The sequence below is a fragment of the Sphingobium soli genome (genome assembly GCF_020782245.1).
GTDB classification, from domain to species: Bacteria; Pseudomonadota; Alphaproteobacteria; order Sphingomonadales; family Sphingomonadaceae; genus Sphingobium; species Sphingobium soli.
The window spans coordinates 16,500-31,306 of sequence record NZ_JAJGNP010000009.1 but is presented as its reverse complement, the minus strand read 5'-3'; the positions used below and the strand labels follow the sequence as shown (position 1 = coordinate 31,306).

Sequence of the window (14,807 nt, the reverse complement as noted above, 5' to 3'; positions counted from 1 at the left end):
CCTGCAAGGGCAACTTATCTGATCGCGGCCGGTCCGGTTTGACGCGCCGGGGGGAAGCACTAAGGGCGTGGCATGAGCACAAGAACCGACTCAGCGGGTCATGATCCCGTCATCGAAAGCCGCGACCAGCTGATCGCGGCCTTTGCCAAGGGCGAAAAGCCCAAGGACCGCTGGCGCATCGGCACCGAGCATGAAAAATTTGTCTACGACCGCGGCGATCATCATGCCCCCTCCTATGAGGAAAAGGGCGGCATTCACGCGCTGTTGCTTGGCCTCACCCGCTTTGGCTGGGAACCGGTCTATGAAGGCGGCAAGATCATCGCCCTGTCGGGCAGCGACGGCACGATCAGCCTGGAGCCCGCTGGCCAGCTCGAACTGTCGGGGGCGCCGCTGGAAAATCTGCACCAGACCTGCGCGGAGACGGGCCGGCATCTGGAACAGGTGAAATATGTCGGCGACCAGCTGGGCCTTGGCTTCCTTGGCCTTGGCATGTGGCCGGACAAGAGCAGAGCCGACCTGCCGATCATGCCCAAGGGCCGCTATGCGATCATGCTGCGCCACATGCCGCGCGTCGGTTCGCTTGGCCTCGACATGATGCTGCGGACCTGCACCATCCAGACCAATCTGGATTATGGCAGCGAAGCCGACATGGCGCAGAAGTTTCGCGTCAGCCTGGCGCTGCAACCGCTGGCGACCGCGCTGTTCGCCAATTCGCCCTTTACCGACGGCAAGCCCAACGGCTTCCTGTCCTATCGCAGCCACATCTGGTCGGATACCGACCCGGCGCGTACCGGCATGCTGCCCTTTGTGTTCGAAGACGGCTTTGGCTATGAACGCTATGCCGACTATGCGCTCGATGTGCCGATGTATTTCGTCTACCGCGACGGCAAATATATCGATGCGGCGGGCCTTAGCTTCCGTGACTTTCTGGACGGCAAATTGTCCGTTCTGCCGGGTGAAAAGCCGACCGAGAAGGATTGGGAGGATCATTTGTCCACCGCCTTCCCCGAAGTTCGGATGAAAAGCTTTCTGGAAATGCGCGGCGCGGACGGCGGGCCGTGGAACCGAATCTGTGCGCTGCCTGCGCTATGGGTCGGCCTGCTCTACGATAGCCAAGCGCTCGATGCGGCCTGGGACGTGGTGAAGGACTGGAGCATGGAAGAGCGGCAGGCGCTGCGCGATTCCGTCCCCAAACTGGGCCTCGACGCGCCGGTCGGCGGCGGCCGCAAGTTGCGCGACATTGCGCGCGAGGTGATCGACATCGCCCGCTCGGGGCTTGCCGCGCGCGCCCGCCTCAATGGGTCGGGCGACAATGAGACCGGCTATCTGTCCTTCCTGGAAGACGTCGCCGCATCGGGCAAGACCAATGCCGAACGCTTGCTCGATTGCTATCATGGCGAATGGCAGGGCGACCTCAGCCGCGTCTATGCCGGTGAAAGCTTCTGACCTTTATTCGGCCGGCTGCTCGCTGATCTGGACCTTACGCTTGCGCCCGGTTGCCCAGGCGAAGAAGCGGGGCACCGGCGCGTTGCGCTCCATCCAGTCGCTATAGGCGCGATAATCGGGATCAGCCGACAAATGCCGCTCCTCGGTCTTGGCGCGCCAATAATAGACCGCGTTGGTAAGCGCCAGCATCGCGCAGTTGCGCACCATGTCGGTAACGGAGCCCGTGACCGTCAGAAACGGCAGCGAGGCGAACCACCAAAAGAGATTTTTCGACAGATAGGCAGGATGACGGGTCCATCGATAGGGGCCATGGGTTAATATGCCGCGATGGGTGAGGTTGGAAAAGCGGATGCCGAACGCCACGGTCGCCCAGGCATAGATAGCGGTCAGCAGGACCAGCCAGCCGCCCAGGATCCATTGCAGCGCCGTTGATCCCTGTGTCCAGACGTCCCATTCCGCGCCGCCGGAATGATAGTCAAGCGGCCCTCCATTGCCCATCAGGACGAAGGGTGGGTAGCAGATCAGCGCCGCCAGCCAGCCGCTGAGATAAGGATTGGCGGTGCGGATGTGGGAATCGAGCGGCTTGAAGGTCAGGATATAGCCGACCGTCGCCAGGCACACGTCCACCATGAACATGATCGCGATCAGGAAGCCCGCGAGCGCCACCGGGTGGGACATCGCATCGCTGACCCGCCATTCGACCACGCTGGCGAAATTGCCTGGAACGATCGAGACCATGAAGGCCAGGAAGAAGCCCTTGACCGCCCAGGCACGGGCGTGATTGGCCACCTCCACCATGTCCGCCGCGCCAGCCGCGCCGCCGATCACCCACTGCCCGAAACTATAGGTGGCGTCGCGTGGCTCGATCAGCCGCCTGTCGACCCAGAGGATATAGGGAATGGACGCCGCCAGCATCCAGGGCGCGGCGTTCATGAACAGGTCCATGGAAAAGCGGTAATTGCCGCTCCAATACCAGCGCGCGATGCAATAGAAGATGGCGATGGCAAGCCATGTCGCCCACAGGCCGGCGATCTTGACGATGCTGATGTCGAGCACGTCGCAGACAGGCCGGGGCGGGGCGGACCAGTCGATGCCGGTCGATGCGTTGCGATGCACCTTGTCGACGATCAGCGACCACAGGACCATCGGTACGCCGCAGGCCACGACTGCCGCCAGGCCGGCATTGGGACCGTTCATGCCATAATGGCGGGCGACGATGGTCCATAGCGCAAGCCCCGCAAGGCCGGCTAGGCCGACACCATGGCTGACGGCGGACCGGGGACAGGAATCACTCTTCGACATGGGCGTCATGCCTAGCAGAAAAGCGTAAGCAAGCGATGAAGGCGCTTGCGCACGGACGGCATACTCAGGCCAGCAGCCACGCCTCCGCTGCTGCCGCATCGTCGAAAAAGGCGACGCCCTCCCGGTCGGTCAGGCGCTGCGCCTGCAACCGGGCGAGTGTCGATCCGCAGAGGAAGGCGAGCTTGCGGGACCGGATATCGGGCGCGGCCATCACTGATCCAAAGGCCGCGACGACGTCCTGCGCCTGGATCTTCATGTCGCGGATATCGACCAGCGTCAGCTGACCGGGATGCGCCACAAGGCTAAGTTCCGCACGATAGTCCGCCGCGAAAGACTGAACATCCGACTGATCGAAAAAACCGCCCATTTGGACGCGGATCATGCCCCGCGCCGGGTCGGCCCTGATCTCATATCGCGCGTCCACATCCCTCTCCCGTCCTGCACTGCGCTCGATTATCCGGACGGTTCGGGCCTGGTCTTTTACAAGACCGCGGCCACCAACCCCCTCGCTTGTGCTTCATTGGCTTCCAGATACCAGTTTTCCGGCGCCTTCTGTAGCACCTCGTCCATCGTGACCTGCGATCCCAGGATCAGGTTTTGGAACCCTTCATTCTGGATCGCGATCGATGTTTCGATCTCGTGGATATTGGCCTTGAGCGTGGCGATGCAGGTGGACAGCGGGCCGGACAGGTTCACCGTCTTGGTGATCAGCCGTTCGTGGATCATCACCCGCGTCCCGCGCGTCAGATATCGATTTTCCGTCGCAAAAAAGCTCATGAAGGTCGCGCCCGCAGAATAGACGGCGGTCTTGCCCAGAAACACCAGTCGCCGATCGGGATAGAGGTCCGAATGGAACCGGATATCCTCACCCATCATGCGCGCGATTTCCGGGTCGCCGCCCAGCGTCGAAATCTCGACCACCACCAGCCCTTGCTGCGGCGCGCTGGTCAGGCAGTTCTTGAAATGCAGATACATGCCGTGATCGACCACGCCAGACAGTGCGATGGCGGGGAATTCGAAATCCTTGGGCGACAGCAGCGGAGCATTCATGGGATTATCCTTGGTCAGAGTCGGGCTGCAATACGCGCGGGCATGCAAAAGGTGCCGTGCTTTGGGACTGGTATGTGATGGCGCAGCCTGTAAAGAACAGATCATGACCATGGGACAGCGGGCATGATTGCGAAACTCAGGGGGCTTTTGGACAGCACCGGCATTGACCATGCGGTGATCGACGTCGGCGGAGTCGGCTATCTCGTCGGCGCGTCGTCGCGCACATTGGCGGCGTTGGGGCCGGTCGGCGAAGCCGTCACGATTCACACCGAAATGCTGGTGGCCGAAGATTCGATCCGGCTGGTGGGCTTCGCCCGTGCAGACGAGCGCGACTGGTATCGGCTGCTGACTCATGTGCAGGGCGTGGGATCGCGCGTCGCGCTCGCAATCCTCTCGGCATTGGAGCCGGCCGAGCTGCATCGCGCGGTTGCGACAGGCGACAAGGCGATGGTCGCGCGCGCCAATGGCGTTGGCCCCAAGTTGGCGCAGCGTATCGTCAATGAACTGAAAGACAAGATCGGCGCTGCGCCTGCTGGCGGCCCGATCGGCGTGGGCGGCGCGGTGGCGATGCCCGTGGGCAATATGAGCACCGATGCCCTGTCCGCGCTTCAGAATCTCGGCTTCAAGCCCGCCGAAGCGAGCGCCGCCGTCGCAGCGGCCGAAGGGGAACTGGGTGAAGGCGCCAGCCTTGACGCACTGGTGCGCCTGGCGCTGCGAAAGGCGGCGAAGTGACGGACGACCGCCTGCTCACCCCCGCGCGCCGGCCCGAAGATGTGGACGCGGCGCTGCGTCCCAAATCGCTGGACGAATTTGTCGGCCAGCAGGCTGCACGCGAAAATCTGCGCATCTTCATCCAGGCGGCAAAGTCCCGTGGCGATGCGCTGGATCATGTGCTGTTTTTCGGCCCACCGGGCCTGGGCAAGACGACGCTGGCGCAGATCGTCGCCAAGGAAATGGGCGTGGGCTTTCGCGCCACGTCGGGCCCGGTCATCGCCAAGTCGGGCGATCTGGCCGCCCTGCTCACCAATCTGGACGAAGGGGATGTCCTGTTCGTCGACGAAATCCACCGGCTGAATCCAGCGGTCGAAGAAGTGCTCTATCCCGCGATGGAAGACCGCGCGCTCGACCTGATGATCGGCGAAGGCCCGTCCGCACGATCGGTGCGGATTGACCTGCCGCGCTTTACGCTGGTCGGCGCGACGACGCGTCAGGGCCTGTTGACGACGCCGCTGCGCGACCGGTTCGGCATTCCCGTCCGTCTGCAATTTTATACGGTCGAGGAACTGGAGCGGGTCGTGCGCCGCGCGGCGCATCTGTTGGACCTTTCCATCACGTCCGACGGCGCGGTCGAAATCGCGCGCCGATCGCGTGGCACCCCGCGCATCGCCGGACGATTGCTGCGCCGGGTACGCGACTTCGCCAATGTCGCGGGCGCACCCGCTGTCGACAGGCAAGTGGCTGACAGCGCACTGCAACGGCTGGAGGTCGACCAGCTTGGCCTCGACCTCATGGACCGGCGCTATCTGATGATGATTGCCGATATCTATCGCGGCGGCCCGGTTGGCGTCGAAACGCTCGCAGCCGGCCTGTCGGAAGCACGCGACACGATCGAGGAAGTGATCGAGCCCTATCTGATCCAGCTTGGTCTGATCGCCCGCACCGCGCGCGGCCGATGCCTCAACGGCCCGGGCTGGAAGCATCTGGGCCTCAATCCACCGCAAGATGTGCAGAACGGCCTGTTCGACTGACGCAACTGTGCAAAAGGCATAGCCGTTACGGCAGGGGGCGTTTATAGCCTTGAAACATGCACAGGCGCGCGCCAGACGCGCCGGAAACCGCAGGAGTTGAGCCTTGAGGGCGATCGAGAAATTTCCCAACCTTGTCACTATGTTCTTCACCCGCGCCAAGGAGAAGGGTGACACGTCCTTCCTGTGGCGCAAGAGCGATGGCCAGTGGCACTCGCTCAGTTGGACCGAAGTCGCGCGTCAGGTGGCAGCGCTCGCCGCCGCTCTCAAGGCACAGGGGTTGAAACCGGGCGATCCGGTCATGCTGGTGAGCGAGAACCGGCCCGAATTCTGCATCGCCGACCTGGCGATCATGGCGGCCGGCTGCATCACCGTGCCGACCTACACCACCAACACAACGCGCGATCATCAGCATATTTTGACTGACAGCGGCGCGCGCGCGGTCATTGTGTCGACAGCCAAGCTGGCGCAGGCGCTGATGCCCGCAGTTATCCGCTCGCAGGCCGATTTCGTCATCGGCATGGAGCCGCTGCGCGGTGCGCAGGGCAGCTGCGCCTGCCATCTTTGGTCCGATCTGATCGCGGCGCATGCCGGCGACCCCGCCGCCGATGTCGACATTGTCGCCGCAACGCAGACCGCGACGCGCGAGGATCAGGCCTGCATCATCTACACCAGCGGCACGGGGGGAAGCCCACGCGGCGTGATGCAGCATCATGGCGCGATCCTGCTCAATTGCGAGGGCGCGGGCGCAGTCGTGACCGAGGATTTCGGCTGGGGCGACGAAGTCTTCCTGTCCTTCCTGCCGCTCAGCCACGCCTATGAACATAGCGGCGGCCAGTTCCTGCCGATGCTGCTGGGCGGACAGATTTATTATGCCGAAGGGCTGGAAAAGCTCGCCAGCAATATCGAGGAAGCGCGGCCGACGATCATGGTCGTCGTGCCGCGCCTGTTCGAAGTGCTGCGCGCGCGTATCATCAAGTCTATCGAGAAGCAGGGGAAGTTCCCCACCTATCTGCTGAACCAGGCGCTGCGCATCGCTGCCAAGGAACAGGCGGGCAAAGGCTCCATCCTCGACGCGCCGATGAAGGCGTTGCTCGCCCGCACGCTCATCCCCAAGGTTCGTGCGCGCTTTGGCGGACGGATGAAGGCCTTGGTATCAGGCGGTGCGCCGCTGAACCCGGACGTGGGCCTGTTCTTCCAGGCGATGGGCCTCACCCTGCTGCAAGGCTATGGCCAGACCGAGGCAGGTCCGGTCGTCAGCTGCAACCGGCCGCGCGCCGGCATCGCCATGGATACGGTCGGGCCGCCGCTCGACGGCGTCGAAGTCAAGATTGCCGACGATGGCGAAATCCTGGTGCGCGGCGAACTGGTGATGCACGGTTATTGGCGCAATCCGGCCGAAACCGAAAAGGTGCTCAAGGGCGGCTGGCTGCATACCGGCGACATTGGCGAGATCGACGCACGTGGCCGCATTCGCATTACGGACCGCAAGAAAGACCTGATCGTCAACGACAAGGGCGACAATGTCTCTCCGCAAAAGGTGGAAGGGATGCTGACACTGCAACCCGAAATCGGCCAGGCCATGGTCCATGGCGACCGCCGCCCCTATCTGGTCGGGCTGGTCGTGCCGGATGCTGAATGGACGCACGAATGGGCGGAACATCAAGGCGTGCCGATGGACGCCGTGGGCGCTCTGCCGGCATACCAGGCGGCGCTGCGGGCTGCGGTCAACCGCGTCAATGACGACCTGTCCGTGATAGAACGGGTGCGCCGCTTCATATTGGCCGACGAACCTTTCGCCATCGACAATGAGGAGCTGACCCCCTCCATGAAGATCCGCCGCCATATCATCCGCAAACGCTATGCGGATCGCCTGGACGCCCTCTATAAAAATTGACCGGGAGCGGCCGGACGCTTCCTCGCGCTATTTCTTCGGCGTGCGGTAGGGAATGAAATCCCCCAGCGCGCAGGCGCCCGAGGTGATGCCCGACATCGGGCTCGCCGTTGTCGTCATATCGCCCCGGCACATTTGCGATCCGAAACTGCGGACGATCATAATGTCGCCGCGGGTCAGGCCATTGCAACTGCCGATCAGCTCATTCTTGTAGATCAGCTTGCTGCTGGCCCGATACAACAGCACGTTATTGCTGATGACGCGCAAATTGGTCTGCGGCACACGGCTGATACAACTTTGCGGCTCACCCGCCACCTTGCCGGCCAATGCCTCGTCCAGTTCGGCCATCTGCTTTGGCGTCAGCGGCTTTGGCTCATAATTGCCGGCGCATCCCGCCAGCAGCAACGGCATCATCGTGAACATCCAGGCGCGCATCTCCGTCTCTCCTTCTTGGCCATTCTCAATGACGGAACCGGGGTCCGTGATCCGTCAGGCCGCATCCTTGGCGGCGCGACGTTCCGCCAACTGATCGGCGTCGCGCGCACGCATGAAAATATTGGTTTCCCGTTCCGCACCGATGCTGGTCGGCACAGTGGGTTCGCCACGCGCCCGCGCCGCTTCCACCGCTTCCATCCGCTGTTTCAGTGCGACATTGTCAGGTTCCACGCCCAGCGCAAAACGCCCGTTTGCTAGCGTATATTCATGGGCGCAATAAATTTGCGTGTCGTCCGGCAGGGCTGCCAGCCGCTGCATGTTGGCGAACATCTGCGCCGCCGTACCTTCGAACAACCGCCCGCACCCCATGGCGAATAACGTGTCCCCGACAAAGGCCATCCGATCGTCGAACAGGTGATAGGTTATATGCCCCGCCGTATGCGCCGGCATGGCCATCACCTGCGCGACATGGTCGCCGATGCGGACGCTATCGCCCTCCCCAACCAGCCTGTCCAGCGTGCCGATCCGTTCGGCTTCCGCGGCAGGCCCGGTCACCAGGCATCCTGTGGCGGCCTTGATCGCCGTGTTGCCACCGGTATGGTCGCCATGCCAGTGCGTGTTCCAGATCTGGCCGATCCGCCATCCGCGCGCCTTCGCCGCCTCCAACACGGGATCGGCCACCGCCGGATCGATCACGACGGTATCGCCGCTCGCGCTATCATGCATCAGCCAGATATAATTATCGGACAGCGCCGGGATGCGCATAACCTCGAGCATGATTACCACACTCCTGTATTGGGCATGGATGCCCAGGGCTCAGCCGGCGGCAAATGGCCGTCCTGCAGCAACTCGACCGAGATATTGTCGGGCGATCGCACGAAGGCCATATGTCCATCGCGCGGGGGGCGATTGATCGTCACGCCTGCATCCATCAGGCGCTGACAGGTTTCGTAGATATTTTCGACGCGATAGGCGAGATGCCCGAAATTGCGTCCGCCCTCATAAACTTCGGCGGGGCTGCCATCCTCGGCCGGCCAATTATAAGTCAGTTCCACCTGCGCATCCTCATCCCCCGGCGCAGCGAGGAACACCAGCGTGAAGCGGCCCTGTTCATTGTCGAAGCGACGGACTTCGCGCAGGCCGATCAACTCGAAGAAGGCCTTGGTCTTTTCGACGTCAGCAACGCGAATCATGCTATGCAAATATTTGGGCAATTCCGCCTCCGTTCGTCGCTATAAAGCAACGGTTCATCTTTAGGGTGACAGTCTGCGCTTCAAGATAAGAACGCGACCGGTGGAACGAAAGGGGCAGCATCATGGACATGCGGGACAAGGTGTTTCTGGGCAGCGCGGCGCTGCTGGCTTTTGGCGCGATCACCGGGGGCTATTTGCTGGGCGACGGGTTGCGGCGCGCCAAGGCCGCTGACCGATCTGTCACGGTCCGGGGCCTCGCGGAAAAGGATGTCACCGCTGACCTCGCCACCTGGGCGATCAGCTATTCTGCAACGGGCTTCGACCTGCCGAGCGTCCGCAGCGAGATTGATGCCAATACGCGCGAGTTGCGCGCCTATTTCACGCAGTTGGGCTTCAAACCGGATGACCTGACGCCCGTTGGCGCAGGCGTCAATCAATGGCTCAACAATGGGGTCAACACGATCACCATTACGCAGCGGATGCTGTTGCGCACGACCGACATCGCGCGCGCACAAAAGGCCGTCGCGCAGCAATTCGACTTGGTCCGCCGGGGCGTGACGCTGCAGGAGGGGTCCGGCATGCGCTACAGCTTCACCAAGCTCAACGACATCAAGCCGCAAATGGTGGCGGCGGCGACCCGCGACGCCCGGGCCGCCGCCGAACAATTCGCCAAGGATTCAGGCGCTGGCGTAGGCGGGATCAAGAGCGCCACCCAGGGGTATTTCTCAATCGATGCGCGTGATGGCGAAAGCAGCGAGGGCGGCAGCGACACGCCCTACAAGAAGGTCCGTGTCGTCACCACCGTCGACTTCTACTTGCGCTAAAGACCTTATTTGCGGTCGTCACCGATGATCGCACCGGCCGTGCCGCCGATCACCGCGCCCTCGGTCGTGCCCAGCCCGGTCGCGTCGCCAACCACTGCGCCGCCCGCGCCCCCGATCAGTCCGCCGGCGGTGGCGCCACGCGAGCAGGCACCGGTGGCGAGCGCGCCCGCGACCAGCAGGCCGATCGCCATGCTGCGCTTGATATTGCTGTCCATGTCGCTGTCTCCTTTGTCTGACCCACCGCGCACCGCGAACGGCCGATGCTTGGCCCCGGTTCCGTGACAAAGTCTTGCTGACAGCCTCGCTTGGCTCTTATCGGGCGGTCGCAACGCCCGCCGGTAGTCGTGACAGATTATCGGCCGCAGCCTTCCCGGCAACGCTTTCGGGTGCGATTCTGACGGCCCGCTCCCACGCCGACCTGGCGACATCTTCATGATCGGTCAGGATCGCGATATTGCCCTCCTCCAGTGCCACGGAGGCATCGTCGGGCGATAACTGCACGGCCCGCGCGATGTGCGCCTGCGCCAGCCGCATTTCCCCCTGCCGCCGCGCCAGGGTCGCCGATAAAAGCCAAGCGAGCGGATCCCGGGACGCCTGCGCCAGCGCGAAATCTATCGATTCCCGCGCCGCATCCGCGTCGCCCAGTGCGACCAATGCCCGCGCGCGGTCCAGATGCACCTCGCCCTTTTCCAGTCCATCGGGCATGCCCCGCGCGAGGGCAGCGTCAAAATCCTGCCGCGCCTTGGCAGCATCCCCGCTCGCTAGCGCAGCATTGCCCGCCTGAGCCCACAGACGCGCGCTCTGCGCCACTTCCCCCTGGCGTTCCGCTTCCTCGGCCGCCTGTTCAAAGGCGACGATCGCAGGCGCCCAGCGCTCCGCGCGCGTATAGGCGAACCCCATGCAATCGCGCGCGTAGAAACTGCCGCCGTCGATCCGCCATTTCTGCGCAAACGTGACCCCGGCTTCGGGCGAGTCCAACGCTGCGTCGAGACAGGCCTGGAACGGCGCAGCGAATTTTTCGGGAACCGGGATCTTCCCGTCACCGCGGGCCGCCGACGGGTTCGCTGCCGCAGCTGCGGCAGCGGCCTGTTCCTGCTGTTTTTCTCGTCGGCTGCGATTCATCACCGCCTCGATTTCGGGATCATAGGCCTGAAGCAACAGCGGAAGAAAAAAGAGCATCAGGATTTGTCCAGCAGGCTGGCGACAGTGCGGATCAACAGGGCGATGTCGCTGTCGCGCGAAAGGCGATGGTCGCCATCCTTAATCAGCAGCGTCTGCACATCGGATGAACGCAGCCGCTCGGCCGTCCGCACCGCTATGTCCCACGGCACGACGGGGTCACACTGTCCCTGCAACAGCCGCACGGGGCAATCGATGGCGATGACATCCTTCAGGAGCAGGAGTGCCTGGCCCGATTGCCAGAAAGCCAGCGTCGTCACATAGGGCTGATCGCCATAAGGGGTCGGCTCCTCAATTGGCCCCTCGGTATGCAGCAACGCCTTATCCGCATCGGTAAAGCCCCATTGCGTGAAATCGGGCGCCGCGGCGATACCCACGATGCCGGCCACGCGTTCCGGGCGCGCCTGAGCGACCAGCAAGGCCAGCCAACCGCCCATGGACGATCCCACCAACACGACCGATCCTTTGATCAGCCGGTCGATCAGCAACAGCACATCATCGCACCAGCTGGCGAGTGTGCCGTCCGCAAATCGCCCTTCGCTCGCGCCATTGCCCGCATAATCGAGGCGTAACATCGCGCGCCCCTGCGCCCTGGCCCAACCGGACAACGCCACGGCCTTGCCACCTTCCATGTCGGACATATAACCCGGCAGGAAGACAATTGTCGGCCCCTCGCCCTCATCATGCCGATAAGCCAGCCCCAGCCCATCGGGCCGTACAAGATAAGCCGGCGGCGCGGCATCAGCATAAGTCATGGGCAGCTTCATCCTGTTTAATACGACTCAAGGCGGCCTTAGCCGCCCTTTTGCGCGAACCCAAAAAATAATATCGACTTCGCGTTGACAGCCTGAAAGCCACCCGGTAGAGGCGCCCTCCTACCCCGTGCCCAGATGGCGGAATTGGTAGACGCACCAGCTTCAGGTGCTGGCGATCGCAAGGTCGTGGAGGTTCGAGTCCTCTTCTGGGCACCATTTGTTCTTCCGGCGACGTCTGTGTACGTCCCGAAAGTGGCTGATTTCAGCCGTTTTTTGTGCTAAGACCGTCCGGTCAAATCCGGCACCAATCGGGAACAAATATAGTATCCTGCATGGTATCGAAGGCCCCTTATGGACGGGCCGATACCATGAGAAAACTCTTCGCGACGACCGTCACGAGCGCCAGGCCGAGGGAGCGCGAATATAAGCTCACCGACGGCGCCGGCCTCTATCTCCTCGTCAAGCCGAACGGCCGCAAGCTCTGGCGGCTGAACTATGCCTATCTCGGCAAGCAGCGCACGCTTTCCTTCGGCGCCTGGCCCGACGTCGGCCTCGCCGATGCGCGCGAGCGGCGCGACGAGGCGCGCAAGCTGATCGCGGCCGGGCTCGATCCCTCGCACGAAGCCAAGCTCGCCGAGGCGCGCGCAATGCTGTCCGAGGAAAACAGCTTCAAGCTGGTCGCCGAGGAATGGGTCGCCAAGCAGGAACGCGAGGGCATGTCGGAGGTCACGCTCAGCAAGATCCGCTGGCTGCTCGCCAAGGCCTATCCCAGGATCGGCAGCCGTCCGGTAGCCAAGATCACCCCGCAGGAAGCGCTGGCCGTGCTCCGCTCGATCGAGGCCACCGGACGCTACGAAAGCGCGCGCCGGATGCGCAGCGTCCTCGGTCGCGTGTTCCGCTACGCCATCGCCACCACGCGCGCCGAAATGGATCCATCCCGCGATTTGCGCGGCGCGCTGACGGTTCCCAAGGCCAAGCATCTCGCCGCCATCACTACGCCCAAGGGCGCGGGCGAACTGATGCGCGCCATCGAGGGGTACACCGGCCACGCCATCACTCTCTTCGGGCTCAGGCTGTCGGCGCATCTGTTCGTACGCCCGGGCGAACTGCGTCAGGCCGAGTGGAGCGAATTCGACTTCGACCGCTCGGTCTGGAACATCCCCGAGCAGAAGATGAAGATGCGGCGGCCGCACCGCGTGCCGCTGTCCACGCAGGTCATCGCGCTCTTCGAACAGCTCTGGGAACTCACGGGCACGGGAAAATATTGTTTTCCCTCTTTCCGCTCGCCGCTTCGCCCGATGTCCGAGAACACGGTCAACGCGGCCCTTCGAGCGCTCGGTTTCAGCCAGGAGGAGATGACGGCGCATGGCTTTCGGGCGATGGCGGCGACGCTGCTCAACGAAACGGGCAAGTTCAATCCCGACGCCATCGAGCGCCAGCTTGCCCATATGGAGACCAACGCCATAAGGCGGGCCTACACGCGCGGCGAATATTGGGACGAGCGCGTGCGCATGATGCAGTACTGGTCGGATCAGCTCGACGAGATGCGCGACGGCGCGAGGGTCTTGAAGCCCAACTTCCGACGCGCCTGAGGCTCCCGGCCTAGTAGTCACGGCTCCTCTCCGTCACTTCGGCGATCGACCGGAAGACAGCGCACGAACCCTGTGTGAGCGGATCATGGGCCTGCACATGCGCTTGCGCCCATTCCAGCCACTCGGCGGCAGGCCTGCCGCCAATTTCCAATGAAGAATCCGGGATCGCGGCGCGCAGCGCCATGAGGAAATCCCGCGCCAGTCCAGCTTCGCGCCATCTGCCGGCCTGCTCGAGGAAGCATCGGAAGCGGTCGCGGTCGAGCTTGAGCTCCTGCGCCAGGATTTGGCGGCGCCGTTGCTCGGTCTCCCGCAGTCGCTGCCGCTCCTCGGCCTCTTCGCGCGCAGCCGCCATCATCGGGAATGCCGCAAGCAGGGTGGTGAGTATGTCGCCCACCCTGTCCTCGATCATGCCCTTGCGGCCGTCCTGCCAGGCGCGGGGCAAGTCGCCGGGCAACCAGCGCTTGATCTCGAAGACCAGCACATCCGTCTCGACCAGTTCTCGCCGGTATTGCTTGCCGGAGCCATGCCACCGTCTCTCGTCGAGAGTAAGGAGTTGGCGCACTTCCTTAAGCCGGGGCCTGAGTTGAAATGCGATCTCGTCCTGTCCGCACCGCGCAACGGGGCCATGCCGGTCTGTTTCGGCGACGACGATCTCCTCTGCTTCCAAGGCTTTGAACAGGGTGTCCAATATCCTGAGACGACGCCGTTCGATCGGCGTGAAGGGCGCGGCCCGGACCGGCCTGTTGGGCCAGATATCATAGACCAGCCGGCCCCTGGCGATCGCCTCCCTTCGATTTGCAAGCCAGCCGGCAATGACAGAGTGCGGAGCCGAAAGCCGATCTGCCACGCGCACCGCTTTGCCATTTTGGCGGGCCGCGGCAAGGGCGGCGTGCGCAGTTGACGACGCACCACCATCCGTGTGCGGGGTAATTTCTATCTTCTCGTCCATGCCGGCTTTTGCGTGCGGCAAGGCCGGCACGGCGATCTCCTTTCCGGCGGCGACCTTGTTCCAGTGCCCAGGCCGAGGACGCGGGATATCGAAACGATCGCATAGTTTGGCGAGACTTTGATCCGAGATGCCGAAGCGTCCTGCGAGGTGGCGGAGAGGTTCGGCCCAGACCAGGGCGTGAAGTTCGGTACGGGACAACAATGCGGGGGCCAACAGGGTGGTGGGCATATCCATCGGACAGTCTTTCACTCCAAAGCCACATGCATGAGGACGCCGGAAGCTGCCGATCCGCAGCCCAAAGCCATTTCGCCATCATTCCATGACGCTCGGATTCAGAAATACCCGACAAGAAAAACTCATCGGCAATGGCGCCGCTCGATTTGAAGGATATTATGCGTGTTCAGAGCCTTAAATCGCCTTGTCCCGCAGAGCCGGGCTTGCGT

At 63.2% G+C, this 14,807-nt stretch carries 16 protein-coding genes and 1 tRNA gene; 7 read left to right on the top strand and 10 right to left on the bottom strand.

Features of this window, described 5'->3' with window-relative positions; translation table 11 throughout:
* Positions 1 to 72 precede the first annotated feature (72 nt).
* Positions 73 to 1,446, top strand: a complete 1,374-nt coding sequence (locus LL253_RS11970) for a glutamate--cysteine ligase (protein WP_228227320.1) — start codon at positions 73 to 75, stop codon at positions 1,444 to 1,446.
* 3 nt (positions 1,447 to 1,449) lie between these two features.
* Here LL253_RS11970 and LL253_RS11965 read toward each other — a convergent pair whose 3' ends face one another.
* The 3 genes from LL253_RS11965 to LL253_RS11955 all read right to left on the bottom strand — a co-directional run bounded on the left by LL253_RS11965 (position 1,450) and on the right by LL253_RS11955 (position 3,798).
* A complete protein-coding gene (locus LL253_RS11965; protein WP_228227319.1) occupies positions 1,450 to 2,757 on the bottom strand; it encodes a methyltransferase family protein in 1,308 nt (435 codons plus the stop codon).
* Positions 2,758 to 2,812: 55 nt separating this feature from the next.
* Positions 2,813 to 3,130, bottom strand: coding sequence for a hypothetical protein (locus tag LL253_RS11960; protein WP_228227318.1), 318 nt, complete (start codon positions 3,128 to 3,130; stop codon positions 2,813 to 2,815).
* 98 nt (positions 3,131 to 3,228) lie between these two features.
* Complete coding sequence (locus LL253_RS11955; RefSeq protein ID WP_228227317.1) at positions 3,229 to 3,798, bottom strand: peptidase S14; 570 nt, start codon at positions 3,796 to 3,798, stop codon at positions 3,229 to 3,231.
* Positions 3,799 to 3,921: 123 nt separating this feature from the next.
* Here LL253_RS11955 and ruvA point away from each other — a divergent pair, with 123 nt between their 5' ends.
* The 3 genes from ruvA (at position 3,922) to LL253_RS11940 (ending at position 7,440) form a co-directional block, all read left to right on the top strand.
* Positions 3,922 to 4,530, top strand: coding sequence for a Holliday junction branch migration protein RuvA (ruvA, locus tag LL253_RS11950; RefSeq protein ID WP_228222271.1), 609 nt, complete (start codon positions 3,922 to 3,924; stop codon positions 4,528 to 4,530).
* Positions 4,527 to 5,546, top strand: a complete 1,020-nt coding sequence (gene ruvB, locus LL253_RS11945) for a Holliday junction branch migration DNA helicase RuvB (RefSeq protein WP_228222270.1) — start codon at positions 4,527 to 4,529, stop codon at positions 5,544 to 5,546. Before ruvA ends, ruvB begins: the two co-directional genes overlap by 4 nt.
* A gap of 139 nt (positions 5,547 to 5,685) precedes the next feature.
* On the top strand, positions 5,686 to 7,440 hold the full coding sequence (locus tag LL253_RS11940) for an AMP-dependent synthetase/ligase (RefSeq protein WP_228227390.1): 1,755 nt from the start codon (positions 5,686 to 5,688) through the stop codon (positions 7,438 to 7,440).
* 27 nt (positions 7,441 to 7,467) lie between these two features.
* On the opposite strand, the gene LL253_RS11935 is transcribed toward LL253_RS11940, so the two are convergent.
* Genes LL253_RS11935 through LL253_RS11925 form a run of 3 tightly spaced genes read right to left on the bottom strand, consistent with a single transcriptional unit; the run spans position 7,468 to position 9,086 of the window.
* On the bottom strand, positions 7,468 to 7,872 hold the full coding sequence (locus tag LL253_RS11935; protein WP_228227316.1) for a hypothetical protein: 405 nt from the start codon (positions 7,870 to 7,872) through the stop codon (positions 7,468 to 7,470).
* Between the two features lie 54 nt (positions 7,873 to 7,926).
* Positions 7,927 to 8,649, bottom strand: a complete 723-nt coding sequence (gene gloB, locus LL253_RS11930) for a hydroxyacylglutathione hydrolase (RefSeq protein WP_228227315.1) — start codon at positions 8,647 to 8,649, stop codon at positions 7,927 to 7,929.
* 2 nt (positions 8,650 to 8,651) lie between these two features.
* On the bottom strand, positions 8,652 to 9,086 hold the full coding sequence (locus LL253_RS11925; protein WP_228222267.1) for a VOC family protein: 435 nt from the start codon (positions 9,084 to 9,086) through the stop codon (positions 8,652 to 8,654).
* 101 nt (positions 9,087 to 9,187) lie between these two features.
* Between LL253_RS11925 and LL253_RS11920 the strand changes: the two genes are divergently transcribed.
* Positions 9,188 to 9,889: an SIMPL domain-containing protein gene (locus tag LL253_RS11920; protein WP_228227314.1), complete on the top strand. Its 702-nt coding sequence runs from the start codon at positions 9,188 to 9,190 to the stop codon at positions 9,887 to 9,889.
* Positions 9,890 to 9,894: 5 nt separating this feature from the next.
* Here the strand turns inward: LL253_RS11920 and LL253_RS11915 are convergent, their stop codons facing one another.
* The 3 genes from LL253_RS11915 to LL253_RS11905 all read right to left on the bottom strand — a co-directional run bounded on the left by LL253_RS11915 (position 9,895) and on the right by LL253_RS11905 (position 11,823).
* A complete protein-coding gene (locus tag LL253_RS11915) occupies positions 9,895 to 10,104 on the bottom strand; it encodes a hypothetical protein (RefSeq protein ID WP_037542394.1) in 210 nt (69 codons plus the stop codon).
* 97 nt (positions 10,105 to 10,201) lie between these two features.
* Positions 10,202 to 11,068 (bottom strand): tetratricopeptide repeat protein, encoded by an 867-nt coding sequence (locus LL253_RS11910; RefSeq protein WP_228227313.1) that lies wholly within the window; start codon positions 11,066 to 11,068, stop codon positions 10,202 to 10,204.
* Positions 11,068 to 11,823 carry an alpha/beta fold hydrolase gene (locus LL253_RS11905; protein ID WP_228227312.1) on the bottom strand — a complete coding sequence of 252 codons (756 nt, stop codon included), beginning with the start codon at positions 11,821 to 11,823 and terminating at the stop codon, positions 11,068 to 11,070. The genes LL253_RS11910 and LL253_RS11905 overlap by 1 nt, the downstream gene beginning before the upstream one ends.
* A gap of 129 nt (positions 11,824 to 11,952) precedes the next feature.
* Between LL253_RS11905 and LL253_RS11900 the strand changes: the two genes are divergently transcribed.
* Both LL253_RS11900 and LL253_RS11895 read left to right on the top strand, forming a co-directional pair.
* A tRNA-Leu gene (locus LL253_RS11900) sits at positions 11,953 to 12,039 on the top strand.
* Positions 12,040 to 12,191: 152 nt separating this feature from the next.
* Positions 12,192 to 13,415, top strand: coding sequence for a tyrosine-type recombinase/integrase (locus LL253_RS11895; protein WP_228227311.1), 1,224 nt, complete (start codon positions 12,192 to 12,194; stop codon positions 13,413 to 13,415).
* A 10-nt stretch (positions 13,416 to 13,425) separates the two neighbouring features.
* Here LL253_RS11895 and LL253_RS11890 read toward each other — a convergent pair whose 3' ends face one another.
* Positions 13,426 to 14,598: a hypothetical protein gene (locus LL253_RS11890; protein ID WP_228227310.1), complete on the bottom strand. Its 1,173-nt coding sequence runs from the start codon at positions 14,596 to 14,598 to the stop codon at positions 13,426 to 13,428.
* Between the last annotated feature and the right edge of the window lie 209 nt (positions 14,599 to 14,807).

What these genes read in the sequence shown, in the direction of transcription:
- LL253_RS11915 (WP_037542394.1), bottom strand. Translation starts at nt 10,104, where the DNA reads ATGGACAGCAATATCAAGCGCAGCATGGCGATCGGCCTGCTGGTCGCG.
- LL253_RS11955 (WP_228227317.1), bottom strand. Translation starts at nt 3,798, where the DNA reads ATGAATGCTCCGCTGCTGTCGCCCAAGGATTTCGAATTCCCCGCCATC.
- LL253_RS11970 (WP_228227320.1), top strand. Translation starts at nt 73, where the DNA reads ATGAGCACAAGAACCGACTCAGCGGGTCATGATCCCGTCATCGAAAGC.
- LL253_RS11935 (WP_228227316.1), bottom strand. Translation starts at nt 7,872, where the DNA reads ATGCGCGCCTGGATGTTCACGATGATGCCGTTGCTGCTGGCGGGATGC.
- LL253_RS11920 (WP_228227314.1), top strand. Translation starts at nt 9,188, where the DNA reads ATGGACATGCGGGACAAGGTGTTTCTGGGCAGCGCGGCGCTGCTGGCT.
- ruvA (WP_228222271.1), top strand. Translation starts at nt 3,922, where the DNA reads ATGATTGCGAAACTCAGGGGGCTTTTGGACAGCACCGGCATTGACCAT.
- LL253_RS11890 (WP_228227310.1), bottom strand. Translation starts at nt 14,598, where the DNA reads ATGGATATGCCCACCACCCTGTTGGCCCCCGCATTGTTGTCCCGTACC.
- LL253_RS11905 (WP_228227312.1), bottom strand. Translation starts at nt 11,823, where the DNA reads ATGACTTATGCTGATGCCGCGCCGCCGGCTTATCTTGTACGGCCCGAT.
- gloB (WP_228227315.1), bottom strand. Translation starts at nt 8,649, where the DNA reads ATGCTCGAGGTTATGCGCATCCCGGCGCTGTCCGATAATTATATCTGG.
- LL253_RS11965 (WP_228227319.1), bottom strand. Translation starts at nt 2,757, where the DNA reads ATGACGCCCATGTCGAAGAGTGATTCCTGTCCCCGGTCCGCCGTCAGC.
- LL253_RS11940 (WP_228227390.1), top strand. Translation starts at nt 5,686, where the DNA reads ATGTTCTTCACCCGCGCCAAGGAGAAGGGTGACACGTCCTTCCTGTGG.
- LL253_RS11895 (WP_228227311.1), top strand. Translation starts at nt 12,192, where the DNA reads ATGAGAAAACTCTTCGCGACGACCGTCACGAGCGCCAGGCCGAGGGAG.
- LL253_RS11910 (WP_228227313.1), bottom strand. Translation starts at nt 11,068, where the DNA reads ATGCTCTTTTTTCTTCCGCTGTTGCTTCAGGCCTATGATCCCGAAATC.
- LL253_RS11960 (WP_228227318.1), bottom strand. Translation starts at nt 3,130, where the DNA reads ATGATCCGCGTCCAAATGGGCGGTTTTTTCGATCAGTCGGATGTTCAG.